At 58.7% G+C, this 17297-nt stretch carries 20 protein-coding genes; 17 read left to right on the forward strand and 3 right to left on the reverse strand.

Features of this window, described 5'->3' with window-relative positions; genetic code table 11:
* Nucleotides 1–69 precede the first annotated feature (69 nt).
* Nucleotides 70–1335, reverse strand: coding sequence for an acetate kinase (locus F6V30_RS11980; protein WP_151157188.1), 1266 nt, complete (start codon nucleotides 1333–1335; stop codon nucleotides 70–72).
* A 246-nt stretch (nucleotides 1336–1581) separates the two neighbouring features.
* Here F6V30_RS11980 and F6V30_RS11985 point away from each other — a divergent pair, with 246 nt between their 5' ends.
* On the forward strand, nucleotides 1582–1749 hold the full coding sequence (locus F6V30_RS11985; RefSeq protein WP_149305927.1) for a DUF362 domain-containing protein: 168 nt from the start codon (nucleotides 1582–1584) through the stop codon (nucleotides 1747–1749).
* Nucleotides 1750–1843: 94 nt separating this feature from the next.
* Here F6V30_RS11985 and F6V30_RS11990 read toward each other — a convergent pair whose 3' ends face one another.
* Nucleotides 1844–2056: a DUF2905 domain-containing protein gene (locus F6V30_RS11990; RefSeq protein ID WP_151157189.1), complete on the reverse strand. Its 213-nt coding sequence runs from the start codon at nucleotides 2054–2056 to the stop codon at nucleotides 1844–1846.
* Nucleotides 2053–2595: an epoxyqueuosine reductase QueH gene (locus F6V30_RS11995; RefSeq protein ID WP_151157190.1), complete on the reverse strand. Its 543-nt coding sequence runs from the start codon at nucleotides 2593–2595 to the stop codon at nucleotides 2053–2055. The genes F6V30_RS11990 and F6V30_RS11995 overlap by 4 nt, the downstream gene beginning before the upstream one ends.
* A gap of 221 nt (nucleotides 2596–2816) precedes the next feature.
* Between F6V30_RS11995 and F6V30_RS12000 the strand changes: the two genes are divergently transcribed.
* The 16 genes from F6V30_RS12000 (at nucleotide 2817) to F6V30_RS12075 (ending at nucleotide 17274) form a co-directional block, all read left to right on the forward strand.
* Nucleotides 2817–3782, forward strand: coding sequence for a KpsF/GutQ family sugar-phosphate isomerase (locus F6V30_RS12000; RefSeq protein WP_151157191.1), 966 nt, complete (start codon nucleotides 2817–2819; stop codon nucleotides 3780–3782).
* A 1-nt stretch (nucleotide 3783) separates the two neighbouring features.
* Complete coding sequence (locus F6V30_RS12005; protein WP_151157192.1) at nucleotides 3784–4302, forward strand: KdsC family phosphatase; 519 nt, start codon at nucleotides 3784–3786, stop codon at nucleotides 4300–4302.
* Nucleotides 4303–4410: 108 nt separating this feature from the next.
* Entirely contained in the window at nucleotides 4411–4968 is a 558-nt protein-coding gene (gene lptC, locus F6V30_RS12010; RefSeq protein ID WP_191965673.1) for an LPS export ABC transporter periplasmic protein LptC, read from the forward strand.
* Nucleotides 4965–5480: a lipopolysaccharide transport periplasmic protein LptA gene (gene lptA / locus F6V30_RS12015; RefSeq protein WP_151157194.1), complete on the forward strand. Its 516-nt coding sequence runs from the start codon at nucleotides 4965–4967 to the stop codon at nucleotides 5478–5480. Before lptC ends, lptA begins: the two co-directional genes overlap by 4 nt.
* Complete coding sequence (lptB, locus tag F6V30_RS12020; protein ID WP_151157195.1) at nucleotides 5464–6204, forward strand: LPS export ABC transporter ATP-binding protein; 741 nt, start codon at nucleotides 5464–5466, stop codon at nucleotides 6202–6204. The genes lptA and lptB overlap by 17 nt, the downstream gene beginning before the upstream one ends.
* An 84-nt stretch (nucleotides 6205–6288) precedes the next feature.
* Entirely contained in the window at nucleotides 6289–7728 is a 1440-nt protein-coding gene (gene rpoN / locus F6V30_RS12025; protein WP_151157196.1) for an RNA polymerase factor sigma-54, read from the forward strand.
* Between the two features lie 51 nt (nucleotides 7729–7779).
* Nucleotides 7780–8328, forward strand: coding sequence for a ribosome hibernation-promoting factor, HPF/YfiA family (gene hpf / locus F6V30_RS12030; RefSeq protein WP_151157197.1), 549 nt, complete (start codon nucleotides 7780–7782; stop codon nucleotides 8326–8328).
* Between the two features lie 28 nt (nucleotides 8329–8356).
* Complete coding sequence (gene hprK / locus F6V30_RS12035; RefSeq protein ID WP_151157198.1) at nucleotides 8357–9316, forward strand: HPr(Ser) kinase/phosphatase; 960 nt, start codon at nucleotides 8357–8359, stop codon at nucleotides 9314–9316.
* A 3-nt stretch (nucleotides 9317–9319) separates the two neighbouring features.
* Complete coding sequence (rapZ, locus tag F6V30_RS12040) at nucleotides 9320–10183, forward strand: RNase adapter RapZ (protein WP_151157199.1); 864 nt, start codon at nucleotides 9320–9322, stop codon at nucleotides 10181–10183.
* Complete coding sequence (locus tag F6V30_RS12045) at nucleotides 10180–10575, forward strand: PTS sugar transporter subunit IIA (protein WP_151157200.1); 396 nt, start codon at nucleotides 10180–10182, stop codon at nucleotides 10573–10575. The genes rapZ and F6V30_RS12045 overlap by 4 nt, the downstream gene beginning before the upstream one ends.
* Nucleotides 10576–10636: 61 nt before the next feature.
* On the forward strand, nucleotides 10637–10903 hold the full coding sequence (locus tag F6V30_RS12050; protein ID WP_151157201.1) for an HPr family phosphocarrier protein: 267 nt from the start codon (nucleotides 10637–10639) through the stop codon (nucleotides 10901–10903).
* Nucleotides 10884–12647 (forward strand): phosphoenolpyruvate--protein phosphotransferase, encoded by a 1764-nt coding sequence (gene ptsP / locus F6V30_RS12055; protein WP_151157202.1) that lies wholly within the window; start codon nucleotides 10884–10886, stop codon nucleotides 12645–12647. Before F6V30_RS12050 ends, ptsP begins: the two co-directional genes overlap by 20 nt.
* Nucleotides 12644–13435 carry a prepilin peptidase gene (locus F6V30_RS12060; RefSeq protein ID WP_420850276.1) on the forward strand — a complete coding sequence of 264 codons (792 nt, stop codon included), beginning with the start codon at nucleotides 12644–12646 and terminating at the stop codon, nucleotides 13433–13435. Before ptsP ends, F6V30_RS12060 begins: the two co-directional genes overlap by 4 nt.
* A gap of 3 nt (nucleotides 13436–13438) precedes the next feature.
* Entirely contained in the window at nucleotides 13439–14956 is a 1518-nt protein-coding gene (locus F6V30_RS12065) for a sensor histidine kinase (protein ID WP_151157203.1), read from the forward strand.
* On the forward strand, nucleotides 14953–16323 hold the full coding sequence (locus tag F6V30_RS12070; protein ID WP_151157204.1) for a sigma-54-dependent transcriptional regulator: 1371 nt from the start codon (nucleotides 14953–14955) through the stop codon (nucleotides 16321–16323). Before F6V30_RS12065 ends, F6V30_RS12070 begins: the two co-directional genes overlap by 4 nt.
* A 165-nt stretch (nucleotides 16324–16488) precedes the next feature.
* Nucleotides 16489–17274: a DsbC family protein gene (locus F6V30_RS12075; RefSeq protein WP_151157205.1), complete on the forward strand. Its 786-nt coding sequence runs from the start codon at nucleotides 16489–16491 to the stop codon at nucleotides 17272–17274.
* Nucleotides 17275–17297: the final 23 nt, after the last annotated feature.

Raw genomic sequence — 17297 nt, forward strand, 5'->3', positions numbered from 1 at the left:
GGGCTTCGTCTGTCATGAAAAAACCGGCTTTCCGCCGGTTTTTTCATGACAGGGGGGAAGGCTGCCGCGCTATTTTCGGACAAAGTCCTGTTTGCCGAACGAGTATTCGAAGTGCATGTGATCGGTATAGGTACCGTTCAGGATGGCCACCACATCCTCGGTGAAGACCAATTCCTCGTCGGTGGGGATCACGAAGACCTTGACCGGCGAATCGTCCGTGGTGATCAGGGACTCCCGCTTGCGGGTCATGGCGTTTCTGTTGCGTTCCCTGTCCAGGATGATGCCCAAGTGCTCCAGCCCCTCGATGGCCTTCTCGCGGATCGGGGCGCCCATCTCGCCGACGCCGGCGGTGAATACCACGGCATCCAGCCGGCCCACGACCGACATGAACGCGCCGATATATTTCTTCAGGCGATAGGCCTCTATCTCCAGGGACAGCTGGCACCGGAGGTCGCCGGCCTGGGCGTGCTCGATCACATCCCGGCGGTCGGTGAATCGCCCGGTGATGCCCATGACGCCGCTCTTTTTGTTGAGGATGCTGTCGATCTCCTTGGCGGACAGGTTTTCCTTTTGCATCATGAAGGCGGGAATCGCCGGGTCGATATCGCCGCAGCGCGTCCCCATGACGGCGCCTTCCAGCGGGGTGAGCCCCATGGTGGTGTCTACTGAAATGCCGTTTTTGATGGCGCAGTGGGAAACGCCGTTGCCGATGTGCATGGTAATGATGTTGCATTCTTTGGGGGACTTGCCCAGGAGAACGGCCGCGCGTTTGGATACATACAGGTGCGAGGTGCCGTGGAAGCCGTAGCGCCGGACCTGGTACTTCTCGTACCACTCGTAGGGCAGCGGGTAGATATAGGCGTACTCCGGCATGGTCTGGTGGAATGCGGTATCGAAAATGGCCACGTGGGGGATGGTCGGCATGAGCGCCTGGGCCGCCTCGATCCCCTCGATATTGGGCGGATTATGGAGCGGGGCCAGATGCTGGACCTCCTTGACCGCATCAAGGACCTTGCCGTCGATCATCACCGAGCAGGTGAATTTCTCGCCGCCATGCACCACGCGGTGGCCGACGGCCGAGATCTCCGCCACGCTCTTCAACACGCCGGTGACCGGGTCGGTGACTGTCTTGATGACAAGGTCGATGGCGGCCTGGTGGTTGGGGCAGTCCTGCTCGTAATGGTGGGTCTCGCGACCGGGAACCTCGTGCATGATGAACGAATCGCCGATGATGACCCTCTCCACCATGCCTTTTGCCACGATCTCCTTGCGCTCCCAGTCGAAGAGCTGGTACTTCACTGAGGAACTCCCGCAGTTCAGCGCCATTATAATCATGGTGTCCTCCCTCGAATAAACGGAGATAGTTTTATAATATCGGTAAAAAAGAACACTCTTGCTAAAATAACCTGCTAAAATAAAACTGTTTTTGATATATACCGTAGTGCCGTTTTGAATTCAACACATTTTGTAAAAATCCACAATGAGGGGGTCCCGTATTCTTGACTAGACAACTGATTGGCAACATGGTATACATAAAAATGTTTTCCGTAAGGAAGGCCAATCTTACAAGGAGGTGAAACCGTGGCTCATACCATTACCGACGATTGCACCAATTGCGGCGCATGTGAGGATTCCTGTCCGGTGAACGCCATCAGCGAACAGGGGGCCAAGCGTGCAATCGACGCCGATACCTGTATTGACTGTGGCGCTTGCGTGGATACCTGTCCCGTGAATGCTATCCATGCCTAATCGGCATTGAGGCAAAGTTGCTGAAAAAGCCCGTGGAAACACGGGCTTTTTTTGTGGTATACGGAACCGTTTTGCGTCTACGCCGCGCATATTCCTATTTTCTGATAAGCCAGAGGATGAGGGATACGACGGCGGAAATCAGGAGGCTGGTGGCGAGGGGGAAATAGAAGCTGAAATGTTCCCGCTTGATGGCGATGTCTCCGGGAAGCCTCCCCAGCCACGGTATGCGCGGGGCAAAAGAGAGCACAAGGCCCGCCGCCACCAGGATGAGCCCCATGATGATCAAGGGCCGCCCCAAGCCGTTCATGGCCGTTTCTCCCGCGGGGCGTAGCGTTCCTTTTCGCTGTAGATGCAGCCGCAATATTGCTGGCGGTACAGCCCCATTTCCTTCGACAATCTGATCCCTTCCTGCCAGCCGGTGCGGAAATCCTCATAAAAAAAAGCTACGCCGAACTCTCTGCCCGCCTGTTCCCCAAGCTCCCTGATCTCCTCGTGCCGCTGGTAGCGGCTATACAAAAGCGATGAGGTGAATGCCTCAAAGCCGTGCCCGGAAGCGGCCGCCGCGGCGGCCCTCAGGCGCGAGGCGTAGCAGTAGCTGCACCGCTTCTCCGGCTCTGCGGCGACATTAGCCAAAAATCCCTCAAGATCGTACTCATCCCGGACCATGAGCGGCATGGCTTCGCTATCGGCCATCTGTTGCGCCGCTTCACGCCGTCGGACGTATTCCTGGTAGGGGTGGATGTTGTGATTGAAGAAAAAACCGGTGACGGTATGGGCGGCGGCGCGCAGCCTGTGCAGCGGATAGAGGGCGCACGGCCCGCAGCAGGTATGGAGAAGAATATTCATGTCTGAAAGCGTATCCTGGTCTGGCGTTATGTTTTTTATGGTATTGTACCCCCAAGCGTCCGTTGGTTCAAAGAAAAATCAGAACGCTGGCGCCAAGTCCGTGGCTGCCGGGAACGGCGGCCGCCTCATCAAAGGTTGCTATTTTTTCTGATTTTAGGTATGTACTGCTTCGCTTGACTGAAACATGTCCGGCACACTATACGACACAGGCGGGACTCGAAATGATTTTAGAAAAAGCCAAGTGGGTGATACGGACGGAAGCCGAAGCCCTGCTGGCCATGGCGGAAAGAATCGGCGGCGCCTTCGAGGCGGCGGTCGAACTGATATTGGCCTGCAAGGGGCGTGTGGTCGTCAGCGGCATGGGTAAATCGGGACTGGTCGGGCAAAAGATCGCCTCCACCATGGCCTCCACCGGCACGCCGGCCTTTTTCCTCCACCCCGCCGAGGGGATTCACGGCGATCTGGGGATGATTATGACCGGCGACGTGGTGATCGCCATCTCCAATAGCGGGGAGACCGAAGAGGTGCTGCGCATCCTGCCGGCCATCAAGAGGATCGGCGCCCACCTGATTTCCATGAGCGGTAACCCTGCTTCTGCCCTGGCGCGCAGCAGCGATGTTTTCCTGGATGTTTCGGTCAGGGAAGAGGCTTGCCCCTTGGGGCTCGCACCGACGGCATCCACCACCGCCACCCTGGCCATGGGCGATGCGCTGGCAGTGGCCCTTCTGGTGAAGCGCGGCTTTCGCGCCGAGGATTTCGCCATCTTTCATCCCGGAGGTTCGTTGGGCAAGAAGCTGCTGTTGCGTGTCGAGGATCTCATGCATGGCGGCGAGGCGATACCGCTCGTCTCCGAGCATACGCTGATGAAAGACGCCCTGTTCGTCATCACCGCCAAGGGGCTGGGGGTGACCGGCGTGACCGGTGAGGGGGGGGCGCTCAAGGGGGTTATTACCGACGGCGATCTCCGCCGGGCTCTGGAACACGGCTATGACATTCTCGGCAAGCAGGCTGCCGAGATCATGAAGCTCAATCCCAAACACATCATGCGTCAGGAGTTGGCCGCGGCCGCGTTGCAGGTCATGGAACGCTGTTCCATCACCTCGCTGTTCGTCTTTGACGACGAACAGGCGAGCGTTCCCTGCGGCATCATCCATCTGCACGACATCCTCAGGGCGGGTATCGCATAACATGGACGTGCGTCTCACGACAATCAAGCTCCTGCTCCTCGATGTCGACGGCGTCATGACGGACGGCGGCATCATCTACGATGGCAACGGCCTTGAAACCAAGGTTTTCAACGTAAAGGACGGACACGGCATCAAGATGCTGCAGCGTGCCGGCATCGAGGTGGGGATCATTACCGGGCGTTCTTCTGCCGTGGTAACCGTTCGCGCCCAGGAGTTGGGGATCGAGTTGGTCTATCAGGGAGCCCTGAAGAAATTGGAAAGCTACGAAGACGTCAAACGGAAGACCGGACTCGCCGACAGCCAGATCGCGTACATGGGGGACGACGTCATCGATGTGCCGGTCATGCGGCGCGTCGCATTCGCCGCTGCGCCCCATGATGCCCTTGCCGAGGCAAAGGATGCGGCACATTACGTTGCGTCCCGCGACGGTGGGCGGGGGGCGGTGCGCGAGGTGTGCGACCTGATTCTCAAGGGGTGCGGCAAGTGGGGCGAGGTCACGGCGCGTTATGATTTGTGCTGATTATTCAATCTTTGTGCCAAAAAACAAGCATGGCGTACCTTTTGCTGGACAGCCCTGCCGGCCGATGGTATAGTATACGCCGATATGGTATCGCCCGGAAACATCAGGTTGGCACTGGCTATTCTTGTCGTAACGGCGATTATCGGCATTGTGGCCGCCATCACCCTGAAAGGCTCACACCAGGCGGCCCTACCGGAGCCGGTCTCGCGGCAACTCCCCCAGAACATCGACATGGCCATACACAGCGCACGCTTTTACGAGGTGCGCGAGGGTACGGCTGTCTGGGAGCTGGTGGCCAAGCAGGCCGAGTATGACAAAAACGGCGATGTCGCCAACCTGTCCGACATCCGCATGGAGTTTGCCCGGACGGCCACAGCCGGGGCCATTACGGTGACGGCGGCACACGGAACCTATTTCAACAAAAGCCGAAACGTCGCTTTGCGCGGCAAAGTGCATGTGGTAACGGAGACCGGGGTCATATTCGATACCGAGACCGTTGACTACGTGGCGGCGCGCTCTCTGTTCAGGACATCGGACAAGGTGGCGTTCCGGCAACAGCGTCTGACCCTCACCGCACGGGGGATGGAGCTGGACGTAAAGAGTCAGAAAGCCCGATTCCTCAAGGATGTTGATGCCGGCGTGGCCGGCTCGAAGAGCCATAGATGAATAAGATGAAAATAAAACCATTATTATTTATAATCGTTGTCAGCATGATGCTCCCGCTGGCCACCGTTTTTGCCGCCGCCCACAAGGACCGGTCGAGTCTGCCCATTGCGATCAAAGCCAATGAACTGGCCGCCGACAACAAAGGCAAAACAGCGATCTTCAGCGGCAAGGTCGTGGCAAAGCAGGGGGATATCACCATCTATGCCGACCGGCTCATCATCAATTACGGCGACAAGAAGAACGACGTCGAAAAGATCGAAGCAAACGGCAATGTGCGCATCGTCCAGGAAAACCGTATCGGGACCGCCACCCATGCGGTCTATGAAAGCAAACTGGGGCGCATCACCTTGACCGGCAACCCCAAAATCATGCAGGGAGCCGATACCATGTCGGGTAATATCATTACCTATTTCATTGACGAAGACCGCAGCGAGGTCTCAAGTGGAGCCGGCCGTCCGGTGGAGGTGGTCATTCATCCGACGGCCAAAAAAGGCAATGCCGGCACACGCTGATCCTCTCCGGCTCTGGACCCGTGGTCTGCTCAAGAACTACGGCGGTCGCCAGGTGGTCAAGGGGGTGGACCTCTCCATCCAGGCGGGCAGGGTGGTCGGGCTGTTGGGGCCGAACGGCGCCGGCAAAACCACAACCTTCTACATGGTGGTCGGCCTTGCCCGGCCCGATGGCGGTCAGGTCTTTCTGGGCGACGACGAAATCACGGGGCTGCCCATGTATCAAAGGGCTCGCCGGGGCATCAGCTACCTTCCCCAGGAGGCGTCGGTCTTTCGCAAGCTCTCCGTGGCCGACAATCTCTTGGCGATACTGGAAACGGTCGAACCGGATCGCGATAGCCGCAAGCGTCGCATGGCGGAACTGCTGGATGAATTCGGGATCGGCCATATCGCCGGCGCGAAAGGATACGCCCTCTCCGGGGGCGAGCGGCGGCGGGTGGAGATTGCCCGGGCTCTGATCACAAACCCGGCCTTTATTCTGCTGGACGAGCCCTTTGCCGGCATCGATCCCATTGCTGTCGCCGACATTCAGAACCTGATCGTGTCGCTCAAGGAACGCAACATCGGCGTGCTCATCTCGGACCACAACGTACGTGAGACCTTGGGGGTCTGCGATGAGGCATACATATTGAGCGGCGGCGAGGTATTGGAATTCGGTTCGCCTGACGACATCGCGTCCAGCCGCAAAGCGCGGGAAATCTATCTCGGAGACGATTTCCGCCTCTGATGGACGGCACAAATACACGGGTTCTTGTTTGCAGATTCGGTGCGTACGCACTGATCATCACATCCTGTTCGAGGTAGAAGCGGCATGGCAATGGAGATGCGCCAACAACTGAAGATGACCCAGCAACTGGTGATGACGCCCCAGTTGCAGCAAGCCATCAAGTTGCTCCAGTTGACCCGCTTGGAGCTTCAGGATGTCGTGCGCCTGGAGTTGGAGGAAAATCCGCTTCTGGAAGAAAGCGTCGAGGCCGAGGAGGTCCGCGAACCCGAATCTCTGGAGCTTGAAGAGAAGGAGAGCGAACCGGAACAGGCCGGCGAGGAATTCCATGAGGTAGAAACCGGCGAAGATACCCTGCGGGACTGGGACAGCTATCTGGACGGCTACAACTACAGTTCCGGCGAGCAGTACAGCGGGGAGGACGACCGTCCGTCATTCGAGAGCATGCTGACCCGCAAGGGGACCCTGAACGACCACCTGCTCTGGCAGCTCCATATGGGGCCCTTTTCGGATGCCGAGGTCCAGGTCGGCGAAGAGATCATCGGCAATATCGACGAGAGCGGCTACCTGCGCGCCGCGGTGGAGGAGATAGCCCAGGTCTGCAACTGCGATTCCGAAAAGGTGCTGTCGGTTCTGGAGCGCATCAAGGAGTTCGACCCGACCGGCGTCGGCGCCCGCGATCTGAGGGAATGCCTCCTGATCCAGGCCCGCTTTCTGGGGATGGAGGGGAGCGTCGTCGAGCGGGTGCTGCTCGACCACCTGAACGACCTGGAAACCCGCAAGTACAAGCAGATCGCCCGGGACCTGGGGGTCGATCTCAATCAGGTGCTGATGGCGGCCAAGATCATTGCCGGCTTCGACCCACGCCCGGGCAGGATTTACGGCTCCGAGGACGTGCAGTACATCTCGGCGGATATCTTCGTCTACAAGGTAGGCGAAGAATATGTGGTCATGCTGAATGAAGAAGGGCTGCCCAGTCTCCGCCTGAGCCCCTATTACACCGAGGTGAAGGGCAGCGCCGGGGTCGATTCCCGGGCCGAGGAGTATATCAACGAAAAGGTCCGCTCGGCCATGTGGTTGATCAAAAGCATTCAGCAGCGCCAGCGCACCATCTACAAGGTCGCCAAGAGTATCATCAGGTTCCAGCGCGAATTTCTCGACCGGGGCATCGAATTCCTGCGCCCTCTGGTGCTGCGGGATGTGGCCGACGATATCGGCATGCACGAATCCACGATCAGCCGGGTCACCACCAACAAATATATGCAGACCCCCCAGGGGTTGTTTGAACTGAAATATTTCTTCAACAGCGGCCTTTCGACCAGCGAGGGGGATTTCGTCGCTTCGGAGAGTGTCAAAAACCGCATCAAGGAGATTATAGAAAAGGAGGATCCGCGTAAGCCGCTCTCAGATCAGAAAATCGCCGAGCTGCTTTCCGGGCAGACCGTCAACATCGCCCGGCGCACGGTCACCAAGTACCGCGAACTTTTGAGGATCGGCTCCTCATCTGAGCGAAAGCGGCATTTCTAAACCTCAAAGTCCGAGGCACCACTCAACTACACGATACACGAGGAGGAAGGTATGCAGGTATCAACGACATTCAGGCACATGGAACAGAGCGATGCCCTCAAATCGTATGCCGAGGAAAAGCTTGAACGGGTTACCAAATATATCGACGGACCGATCACCGCCCAGGTGTTTTTTACGGTTGAAAAGAAGATCCGCCACATCGTGGAGATCGTCATAAACGCCAAAGGCGTCAGCAGCAAGGCCTCCGAGGCGACCAACGACATGTACGCCGCCATCGATGCCGTAATCGACAAAATGGAGCGCCAGCTCAAGCGCTACAAGGAAAAGATCAAGACCCACAAACCCGCTACCGACGAACGTGGCCGTCAACTGACCAAGAAGGTGTTCCAGGCCGAGAGTATTGAAGCCAGCGGCGAGCCGGTCGTCATCAAGGCCAAAACGGAAACGGCCAAGCCGATGTCGGTGGAGGAAGCGGTCATGCAGATGGATCTGCTCAATAAGGATTTCATCGTTTTTACCGACTCGACCAACAGCGAAATCAACGTTCTCTATCGTCGCAAAGACGGCAACTTCGGCCTGATCGAGCCTCAACGGGCGTAATTGCCGGACAGGCGCGCTGGAGATGCAATTGGACGGAATCAGCCTTTCCATACAGGAAATACTGGATGACAGCGAGTACGGTCTGGGCCTGAAACTGCTTGCCGGCCAAGCGGGGATGGGGAACCGGATCTACAGCCCGCGCATCCAGAAACCCGGCCTTGCCCTGAGCGGTTACACCGAGCACCTGCATCCCGAGCGGATTCAGGTGCTCGGCAATACCGAAATTTCCTACCTCAATCAGGTCGACGACCGTCTGGCTGCGGAGAGTATCAAGACGCTCTGCGCATTTCCGATCTCCTCTTTTATCATCACCAAGGGGCTGCTGCCCCCACATTGTCTGCTGGAGACAGCAGACAATGCCGCCATACCGGTCCTCAGCACCCCTCATCAATCCTCGACCTTCATCTCGCTGATCACCAAGTTTCTCGAAGAACGCCTGCTCCCCACCACCCACCTGCACGGTGTGCTGGTCGACGTGCTGGGAGTCGGTATCCTGCTGACCGGCAAGAGCGGCATCGGTAAAAGCGAGTGCGCCCTTGATCTGGTGATCCGTGGGCATCGGTTGGTGGCCGACGATATGGTCTTTATCAAGAAGAAGGTGCCGGCGGCCCTCGTCGGCTTGGCCGAAGAGGCCATCCAGCACCTGATGGAGATTCGCGGACTGGGCATCATCAATATCAAAGACCTTTACGGCGTTTCGTCCATCCGTGAAAAAAAGATCATCGACATGGTGCTGGAACTGGTCGAGTGGGACCCCAACCAGGAATACGACCGCCTTGGCCTGGATGATCGCCGGAAAACCATTCTGGGGGTCGATATCCCCCATATCTGCATACCGGTCAGGCCGGGACGCAACCTGGGATCAATCATCGAAGTGGCTGCCCGTAACTTCCTGCTCAAGGGAATGGGGTATCATTCTGCGCGGGATTTTCAGGAACGGCTCATGTCGCGGATTGAACTGCGCCCCTTGGGCAACGAGGTGGAGTAGGCCATGCGCATCATTGTGATAACCGGCATGTCCGGCTCGGGAAAGTCCACGGCGGTCAGGGCCCTGGAGGACGAGGGCTTCTATTGCATCGACAATCTGCCGGTGCGCCTCTTCAAGCGTTTTGTCGACCTGATCGAGAAATCGGGCGAGACCTTCAAGGGGATCGTCCTGGTCGCCGACATCCGCGGCCGTGAATTTATCAAAGGCTACGAAAGTTCTTTTCAGAAAATCCGTAATGCCGGTCACAGCATCGATATATTCTTCTTCGATGCCCTCGATGAGACCCTGGTCCGGCGTTTTTCCGAAACCCGTCGTCGCCATCCCGCCGCCGAACATTGTTCGGTCAGCGAAGGGATCCGCATCGAGCGTGAACAGCTTTCCGGGCTGCGTCAGATGGCCTCCAAGATTATCGACACCTCGGAATTCAACGTCCATCAACTCAGGGATTTCGTTCTGAGGATCGTCAGGGGCGAGGAGGGGGAGAGCCCGTTTGTCGTGGATGTCCAATCCTTCGGTTTTCGCTACGGCATTCCTATGGAGTCGAGCATTGTCATGGATGTGCGGTTTCTCCCCAACCCGTTCTTCGTCCCGGAGATGAAGAATCTGTCGGGGCTTGATCCTGAGGTGCGGGACTATGTCATGGGACTGCCGGAGACAAAAGGCTTCATCGACTCCTTTTTCCCGCTGGTAAATATGCTGATACCGGCCTATCAGAGGGAGGGGAAGGCATACCTGACCATCTCCATCGGATGTACGGGGGGGCGTCATCGTTCGGTTGCCATTGCCGAAGCAACGGCGGAACACCTGCGCCGCAATTTTCCCGCAGTGCGTATTACTCACAGAGATATTGAAAAGGGACAACAATGACAGGACTGGTTCTTGTAACTCATGCGGGCTTGGCTGAGGCGTTGCTGAATACGGCAGAGATGATCGTGGGCCGGATCGACGCCTGCGAAAAGGTCGAGGTCGCGGCTGACGAACGTTCCGAGCCGATCATGGCCAAGGTGGTTGCCGCGGTGGAAAAGGTGAGCGGAGAAGGTGCCGTCATCATGACGGATCTGTTTGGCGGGACCCCCTCCAATATGGCCATGTCTTTTTTGAAAGACGGCGCCGTCGAAGTGCTGACCGGCGTCAACCTGCCCATGATCATTGAATTCTGTGCAAAACGTTCCCGTATGGGTATTCCCGAACTGGCGGCCGAACTTCAGCGGTGCGGTCGCGAAGGCATCATCGTTGCCGGCGAGTTCCTGAAAAAATAGCGGCACCGGATTCTTCGCCCATATTCGGAGCAGCGCGCTCCCACGAGGTCATAACTACGCCATGCTCCACAAGGAATGTACGATAGTCAACAAGCTCGGCCTGCATGCCCGCGCTTCGGCCCTGTTCGTCAAGACGGCCAGCCGGTTCGTCTCGGAGATTCGGCTGGAAAAGGAAGGGATCGAGGTAAACGGCAAGAGCATCATGGGGATCATGATGCTGGCCGCTTCAAAGGGGACGACGGTCCGCCTGAGCGCGACCGGCGACGACGAGGAAGAGGCCCTGCAAACCATGGGAGACCTGATCGCCAATGGCTTCGGTGAAGAATGACATGCGCCTGTTTTCCGGCATCGCAATGTCTCCCGGCATTGCGGTCGGACGGTTGCAGGTCGTTGACCGCCAAAGCCCGGCGGTAGAAGCCTATTCGGTTGAACACGAGTGCATCGATGCCGAGATCGAGCGCCTGCGGAGCGCCATCGAGCAAACCCGCTCCGAGCTTGAAGCGATCAGGACGCGACTCGCCGAAAATGCCGGCTCCGACCACCTCATTTTTATCGAAACCCACCTGTTGATCATGTCCGATGATCGTCTGTTCAGCGAGTCGGCGGCAATCATCGAAAGCGCGCGAATCAATGCCGAAGGGGCCTTGCGCCGCACCCTCCACAAGTACCGGGAATTTTTTGCCGGCATAGAGGATGCCTACCTGCGGGAACGGATCAGCGACGTCGAAGCGGTCGTCGAAAGAATCCTCCGTACCATGACCGGCCAGGTGCAGGCGCCGATCTCTGCGGAGCATGGCCAGACCATCGTCGTCGCCCATGATCTTATGCCTGCCGATGTCCTGCAAATGGACAAGACGCGCATCATCGGCATGGTCACGGAGGCCGGCGGCCGAACGACCCATGCCGCAATTCTTGCCCGCGCCTTCCGGTTGCCCGCAGTGGCGGGCATCGACGATGTTGCCGATCTGGCCTACGACCATGCCCCGGCCATTCTCGACGGCAGCAGCGGGACCCTGATCCTGAACCCCGACCAGGCGACCTTTCGGCGTTACCTCAAGTTGAAGCAGCGCTATGAGTACGATGAACAGGCATTGCTCAAGAGCGCCGCATTGCCCTCCCTGACGCTCGATGGTCATCGTATTGAACTCAAGGGCAATGTGGAGGTGCCGGAAGAGGGCGCTTTCGTGCTCAGCCATGGGGGCGAGGGGGTCGGACTGTACCGCACCGAGATGCTCTTCATGAATCGGCTGGAGATGCCGGAAGAGGACGAGCAGTACCGCATCTATAGCGCCATGCAACAGGCTGTCGCCCCCCATCCGCTTACCATCCGGACGCTGGATGCCGGCGGCGACAAGCTGCTGGCCGGAATCCCGCTCAGTGTGGAGCAGAACCCCGCCATGGGGATGCGCGCCATCAGGTTGGCGCTGGCCATGCCTGATGAGTTCAAAAAACAGTTGCGGGCCATCCTGCGGGTAAGCATCAACGGCCCTACCCGCATCATGTTCCCCATGATCTCCGGACTGGATGAGTTGCGCCGCGCGCGGGCCTTGCTGGATGAAGCCAAAGAAGAGCTTGCAACGGCCGGCATCCCCTTTGACGGGGATATCCAAGCAGGCATCATGGTCGAGATTCCCTCGGCAGTGACCCTGGCCGACCTGCTGGCGCGGGAGGCTGATTTTTTCAGCGTCGGCACCAATGATCTCATCCAATACTCCCTTGCCGTCGATCGTTCCAACGAACAGTTGGCCCCCATGTACCAGCCGTTGCATCCGGCCGTGCTCCGTTCTCTGCGGCGGGTGGTCGAGGCGGCCCACCGGGCAGGCATACCGGCGTGCATCTGCGGGGAGATGGCCGGAGACCCGCTCTTTCTGCCGATCCTGCTCGGGCTCGGTTTTGACGAACTTTCCATGAATGCCACGTCGATTCCCCGGGTCAAGCAGATGGTGCGCCGTTGCAGCAGGGAGCGCGCCGCGGAGATTGCCAACGCCTGTTTTTCCTTTGCCACCGCCGCCGAGATCGAAGCGTTCCTGAAGCAGCAGATAGCCATCCATTTTCAGACAGGTCGTGAATGATGCCCCCTCTCCTTGTCCTCACTCTGTTTATCTTCGCATTCGGTCTGGTCGTCGGCTCATTCCTGAACGTCTGCATCAGCCGCATGCCCAGGAACGAGTCGGTGGTTTTTCCTCCGTCCCACTGCCCCCTCTGCAAGTACCGCATCCGCTGGTTCGACAATATTCCGCTTCTGAGCTACCTGTGGCTTCGGGGCAGATGCCGCGGTTGCGGGGCGCACATCTCGCTGCAGTACCCGCTGGTGGAACTGCTTAACGGCCTCCTGACCCTGGCCCTGTTCTGGCGATTTGGGCTTTCCCTCAGTTTCCTGGCGCTGTTTCTCTTCTGCAGCGCCCTGGTGGTGATCACCTTCATCGATATCGAGCATCAGATTATCCCGGACGAAATCTCTCTGCCCGGGATCGTGATCGGCTTCATCTTCTCCTTCTTCCTGCCGTGGCAGACCTGGGTCGGCTCCCTGGTGGGCATTCTCCTGGGGGGGGGCAGCCTGTTGCTGGTAGCCTCCTGCTATCAGTGGCTGACCGGCAAGGAAGGCATGGGGGGGGGCGATATCAAGCTGTTGGCCATGATGGGCGCCTTTCTGGGGTGGAAAGCCGTTCCATTCATCATCTTTGCCAGTTCCCTGGTCGGATCGGTGGTAGGGATAGCCATGATGCTGATCCTGAAGAAGGATTCCAAGCTGGCCATCCCCTTTGGCCCCTATCTGGCCTTTGGCGCGGTATTGTACATCTTCTACGGCGGTCGGCTTATCCAGTGGTATCTCCACGTGGGTAGCGCCGTGAGGGGATAAACGGTGCGCTCGGCCCGGCTCAGCCTGACGGTATCCATTCTTGCCTTTCTGACCTGCATGTTGCTGTTGGCGTGGCTGCTCTTCAGCACGCTGGCCTTCAAAACCTCCGCCAACGATCTCTATTCCCAAAAGGGTGACTATGGACGGACGCTGTTAAGCGCCTTTGCCGCCCAATTGCCCGATGTGGTGCCGACCTTCCCGGAGGGGATGATCCTGCCCGCATCGCCTCCGGCCGTATTCGCCCAAAAGCTGGCCGACGACGGCGTCTTCATGCGGCTCTCCCTGCTCGACGCCAACGGGAAGGTCATCTTTACCGCCGGCAAGGAATCGGTCGATATCTACCTCCCCTTCAGCGGCTCCCCCCTGTCTCTGGAACGGGGCGCTGTCCTGCAGGGTGGGGGAGCTGTCGCCCGCGTCATTCCGGTGATACGAAACGGCGTCACCGTCGGCAGGGCGGGGATCGTGCTGTCGCTCACTGCGGAAAACGAACGTCTGCACCGTTCGCAGAAGCTCTTCATGACCTATTTCGTTATCGACTTCATCCTCCTTTTGGGCTTCGGTTCCTATATCCTGTCGAGGATCGTCGTGAAACCGATCAACAGCCTGCTGGCCGCCACGGAAAAGATCACCGGCGGCCATTACAGCCAGCAGGTCCATGTTTCCGGCAGCGCGGAACTCGTCCGCCTGGCCGAATCGTTTAACGGCATGTCCCGCGCCCTGCTCAGCAAGGAACGACTGGTTTCCGAACATGTGGCTGCTCTCGAAAAGGCCAACGAGGAGTTGCGTCAAGCCCGGGAAGAGGCGATTCACACCGAAAAGATGGCCTCCATCGGACTGTTGGCGGCCGGGATGGCCCACGAGATCGGCACACCGCTGGCATCCATCATGGGATACGCGGAACTGCTTTCCGGCGAACAGTCGCATAATTCCGCCGTTCAGGATTACGCGCAGCGCATCTCCGGGGATTGCAGCCGCATCGACCGCATTGTGCGGGGGCTCCTAGATTTTGCCCGGCCCCGCGGCAGCGCCGTCGAGGCGTGCGACCTCAGCCCGCTGGTTACCGCATCCCTCGAATTGCTGGCGCAGCAAGGGGCGTTCAAGCGCATCAAGGTCTCCACCCAGTTGGACGAGCATCTCCCCATGGCGCTGGTCGACCCTCACCAGCTCCAGCAGGTGCTGATCAACCTGATTCTCAACAGTCGCGACGCCATGCCGGATGGCGGGAAGCTGGCCATTCGGGCCAAGCGGGACGCCTGCCCGTCATTCCTCCGCCATGCCGCCTGCTGTCTGCGGCTGGATGTTATGGACAGCGGCGGCGGCATACCGGAGGAGCACCTTGCACGTATCTTCGATCCCTTTTTCACCACCAAAGCGCCCGGAAAGGGGACCGGCCTGGGACTGGCCATATCGGCGCGCATCGTCGAGGCCTTCGGAGGCAGAATCACCGTGAAGAGCGTGCCGGGCACCGGGAGTTGCTTTACCGTCTGGCTTCCCGCCCAGGTTGCGGAAGACGCCCCATGACCGACAGCCCCAAACGTATCCTGGTCATCGACGACGAAGAAAACCTGCGTCACATGCTCTCGGTCATGCTGACCCGCCAGGGGTATCTGGCCGACACGGCAGCCAACGGCGTCGCCGGGTTGGAACGTCTCCAGTCGGCTACGTACGATTTCGTCCTCTGCGATATCCGCATGCCGGAAATGGACGGCAAGACCCTCCTGGCCCGGGCGTTGGAGGCGGGCATCGCCTCGCCGTTCATCATGATGTCCGCCTATGGGACGGTGGACACGGCGGTCGCATGCATGAAGATGGGGGCCTACGATTTCATCTCCAAGCCGTTCAAAAAAGACGAGATCGTGATGGTGTTGAAGAAGGCCGAGGAACGGGAACGCCTCAAATCGGAAAACCAGCGGCTGCGTGAGGTCGTGGCCGGCAAGGACGGTTTCTGCGGCATCATCAGCCGCAATCCGGCCATGCAGGAGATATTCTCCCAGATCGGCAGGATTGGCGACCTCAAGACCACTGTACTGATTCTGGGGGAGTCCGGCACCGGCAAGGAGCTGGTGGCAAGCGCCATCCACAAGTGCGGGAACAGGGCGCAGGGACCGTTCGTGGCGGTCAACTGCGGCGCCATCCCCGAAAACCTGCTGGAAAGCGAACTGTTCGGCCATGTGCGGGGGGCCTTCACCGACGCGGCAGGCGACAAGGCCGGCCTGTTCGAACAGGCCGACAATGGGACCCTCTTCCTCGACGAGATCGGCGAGATGCCGCAGGCTTTGCAGGTCAAGCTGCTGCGCGTGCTCCAGGAGGAGGAGATCCGCCGGGTGGGGGCTGCCGCATCCCGCAAGGTCAATGTACGGGTCGTCTCGGCCACGTCGCGGGACCTGGAAGCGGATGTGCGCTCCGGGCGTTTCCGGGAAGATCTCTACTTCCGGCTGAACGTCTTCAGCATCACCCTGCCGCCGCTCAGGGAGCGGATCGAGGACATTCCCCTCCTGGCGGAACATTTTATTGCCAAATACGGGGCCGGCGACGGCGCCGCGCCGGTCAGGATCGTTTCGGAGACCATGCGGCTCTTGACCGCATACGACTGGCCCGGCAATGTCCGCGAACTGGAAAACGTCATCGAACGCGCCACCATCCTCCGCGTCGGCGATGCGATTACCGCCGAGTGCCTGCCTCCCAGGCTTCGGGGCGGGATGGGAACCTCCGAAGTACACCTGCCGGACGAAAATCTCTCCATCAAGAAGGCTGAAGACGCCCTGGAGCGGGACCTTATTCGCAAGGCATTGATCAAGACCGGCGGCAACCGCACCAAGGCCGCCGTCATCCTGGAAATCAGCCACCGTTCGCTGCTGTACAAGCTCAAAGAGTTCGGGATTGAGTGAGCAAAAATTGCGTAGCTGGTCGGCGGACGACCGAACAGGTATGAAAAAAATGCGGAGTTAGAGCGACTCGATTTGTAAAACTCATTAAAAACAGCATGTTGCCGGCTTGTAATTTAAGGCACTTATTTTGCTTGATAATCGCTACATCCCCCGAAAGGAAGCATTATGTTCAAGATATTGTTTTTCGCTGCCGCACTTGTCACCCTTTGTACCTCTCCGTTATTCGCCATGGATAACGTGGGCCATGGCAGTGACTGCACATCATGCCACACGTTTTCGATTACGGAGGCTGCGGAACTTCTCAAAGGGGCCGGCGGGACGGTAAAGTCCGTCAAACCCGCCCCCATAAAGGGGATGTTCGAAGTCTTGATGGAAAAGGACGGCAGGCAGGGCGTCGTCTATATCGACTACGCCAAGAAACGCCTCATGCAGGGGCTCATCATCGACCTGACAACCCTGCAGCCGGTCTCGGCCCACGTGCCGGAGCAGTCCCAGCAAAAACAGGTGACCTCTCTCGATACCAAGACCGTTCCCCTGGAAAACGCGATTGTCATGGGCAACCCCACGGGCGCCAAGAAGTTGTACGTCTTCACCGACCCGGACTGCCCCTACTGCCGCAAGTTTCATGCTGAACTGAAGACGCTCGCCAAAACAACGTCGGACGTGGCGATTTACATCGTCCCGTTCCCGCTGGCCATGCATCCGGGCGCCTACGACAAGGCGCGGGCGATTCTGGAGGTAAAGAGCCTCGATGTGCTGGACAAGGCCTTTGCAGGGAAAGAAGTTCCCAAACCGACGAAAGACGCCAGCAAGGCCCAGGTGGATGCCAATATCAAGTTCGGCAATGCCAACGGCATTTCCGGCACCCCCACGCTGGTCCTGCCGGACGGCAAGATCTTGGTTGGGGGCAGGGATGCGGAGACGTTGAAGAAAATGCTGGAAGAAAAATAGGCTAACGCATGAGCTTAAAAAAT

The organism is Oryzomonas sagensis (genome assembly GCF_008802355.1).
GTDB lineage: Bacteria > Desulfobacterota > Desulfuromonadia > Geobacterales > Pseudopelobacteraceae > Oryzomonas > Oryzomonas sagensis.

Bases quoted from the DNA above. Each gene is read 5' to 3' on its own strand.
- F6V30_RS11995 (WP_151157190.1), bottom strand. From the start codon at position 2,595: ATGAATATTCTTCTCCATACCTGCTGCGGGCCGTGCGCCCTCTATCCG.
- F6V30_RS11990 (WP_151157189.1), bottom strand. From the start codon at position 2,056: ATGAACGGCTTGGGGCGGCCCTTGATCATCATGGGGCTCATCCTGGTG.
- F6V30_RS12050 (WP_151157201.1), top strand. From the start codon at position 10,637: ATGCTCCACAAGGAATGTACGATAGTCAACAAGCTCGGCCTGCATGCC.
- F6V30_RS12070 (WP_151157204.1), top strand. From the start codon at position 14,953: ATGACCGACAGCCCCAAACGTATCCTGGTCATCGACGACGAAGAAAAC.
- lptB (WP_151157195.1), top strand. From the start codon at position 5,464: ATGCCGGCACACGCTGATCCTCTCCGGCTCTGGACCCGTGGTCTGCTC.
- F6V30_RS12000 (WP_151157191.1), top strand. From the start codon at position 2,817: ATGATTTTAGAAAAAGCCAAGTGGGTGATACGGACGGAAGCCGAAGCC.
- ptsP (WP_151157202.1), top strand. From the start codon at position 10,884: ATGGCTTCGGTGAAGAATGACATGCGCCTGTTTTCCGGCATCGCAATG.
- hpf (WP_151157197.1), top strand. From the start codon at position 7,780: ATGCAGGTATCAACGACATTCAGGCACATGGAACAGAGCGATGCCCTC.
- rapZ (WP_151157199.1), top strand. From the start codon at position 9,320: ATGCGCATCATTGTGATAACCGGCATGTCCGGCTCGGGAAAGTCCACG.
- F6V30_RS12005 (WP_151157192.1), top strand. From the start codon at position 3,784: ATGGACGTGCGTCTCACGACAATCAAGCTCCTGCTCCTCGATGTCGAC.
- rpoN (WP_151157196.1), top strand. From the start codon at position 6,289: ATGGCAATGGAGATGCGCCAACAACTGAAGATGACCCAGCAACTGGTG.
- F6V30_RS12060 (WP_420850276.1), top strand. From the start codon at position 12,644: ATGATGCCCCCTCTCCTTGTCCTCACTCTGTTTATCTTCGCATTCGGT.
- lptA (WP_151157194.1), top strand. From the start codon at position 4,965: ATGAATAAGATGAAAATAAAACCATTATTATTTATAATCGTTGTCAGC.
- F6V30_RS12075 (WP_151157205.1), top strand. From the start codon at position 16,489: ATGTTCAAGATATTGTTTTTCGCTGCCGCACTTGTCACCCTTTGTACC.
- F6V30_RS11980 (WP_151157188.1), bottom strand. From the start codon at position 1,335: ATGATTATAATGGCGCTGAACTGCGGGAGTTCCTCAGTGAAGTACCAG.
- F6V30_RS12045 (WP_151157200.1), top strand. From the start codon at position 10,180: ATGACAGGACTGGTTCTTGTAACTCATGCGGGCTTGGCTGAGGCGTTG.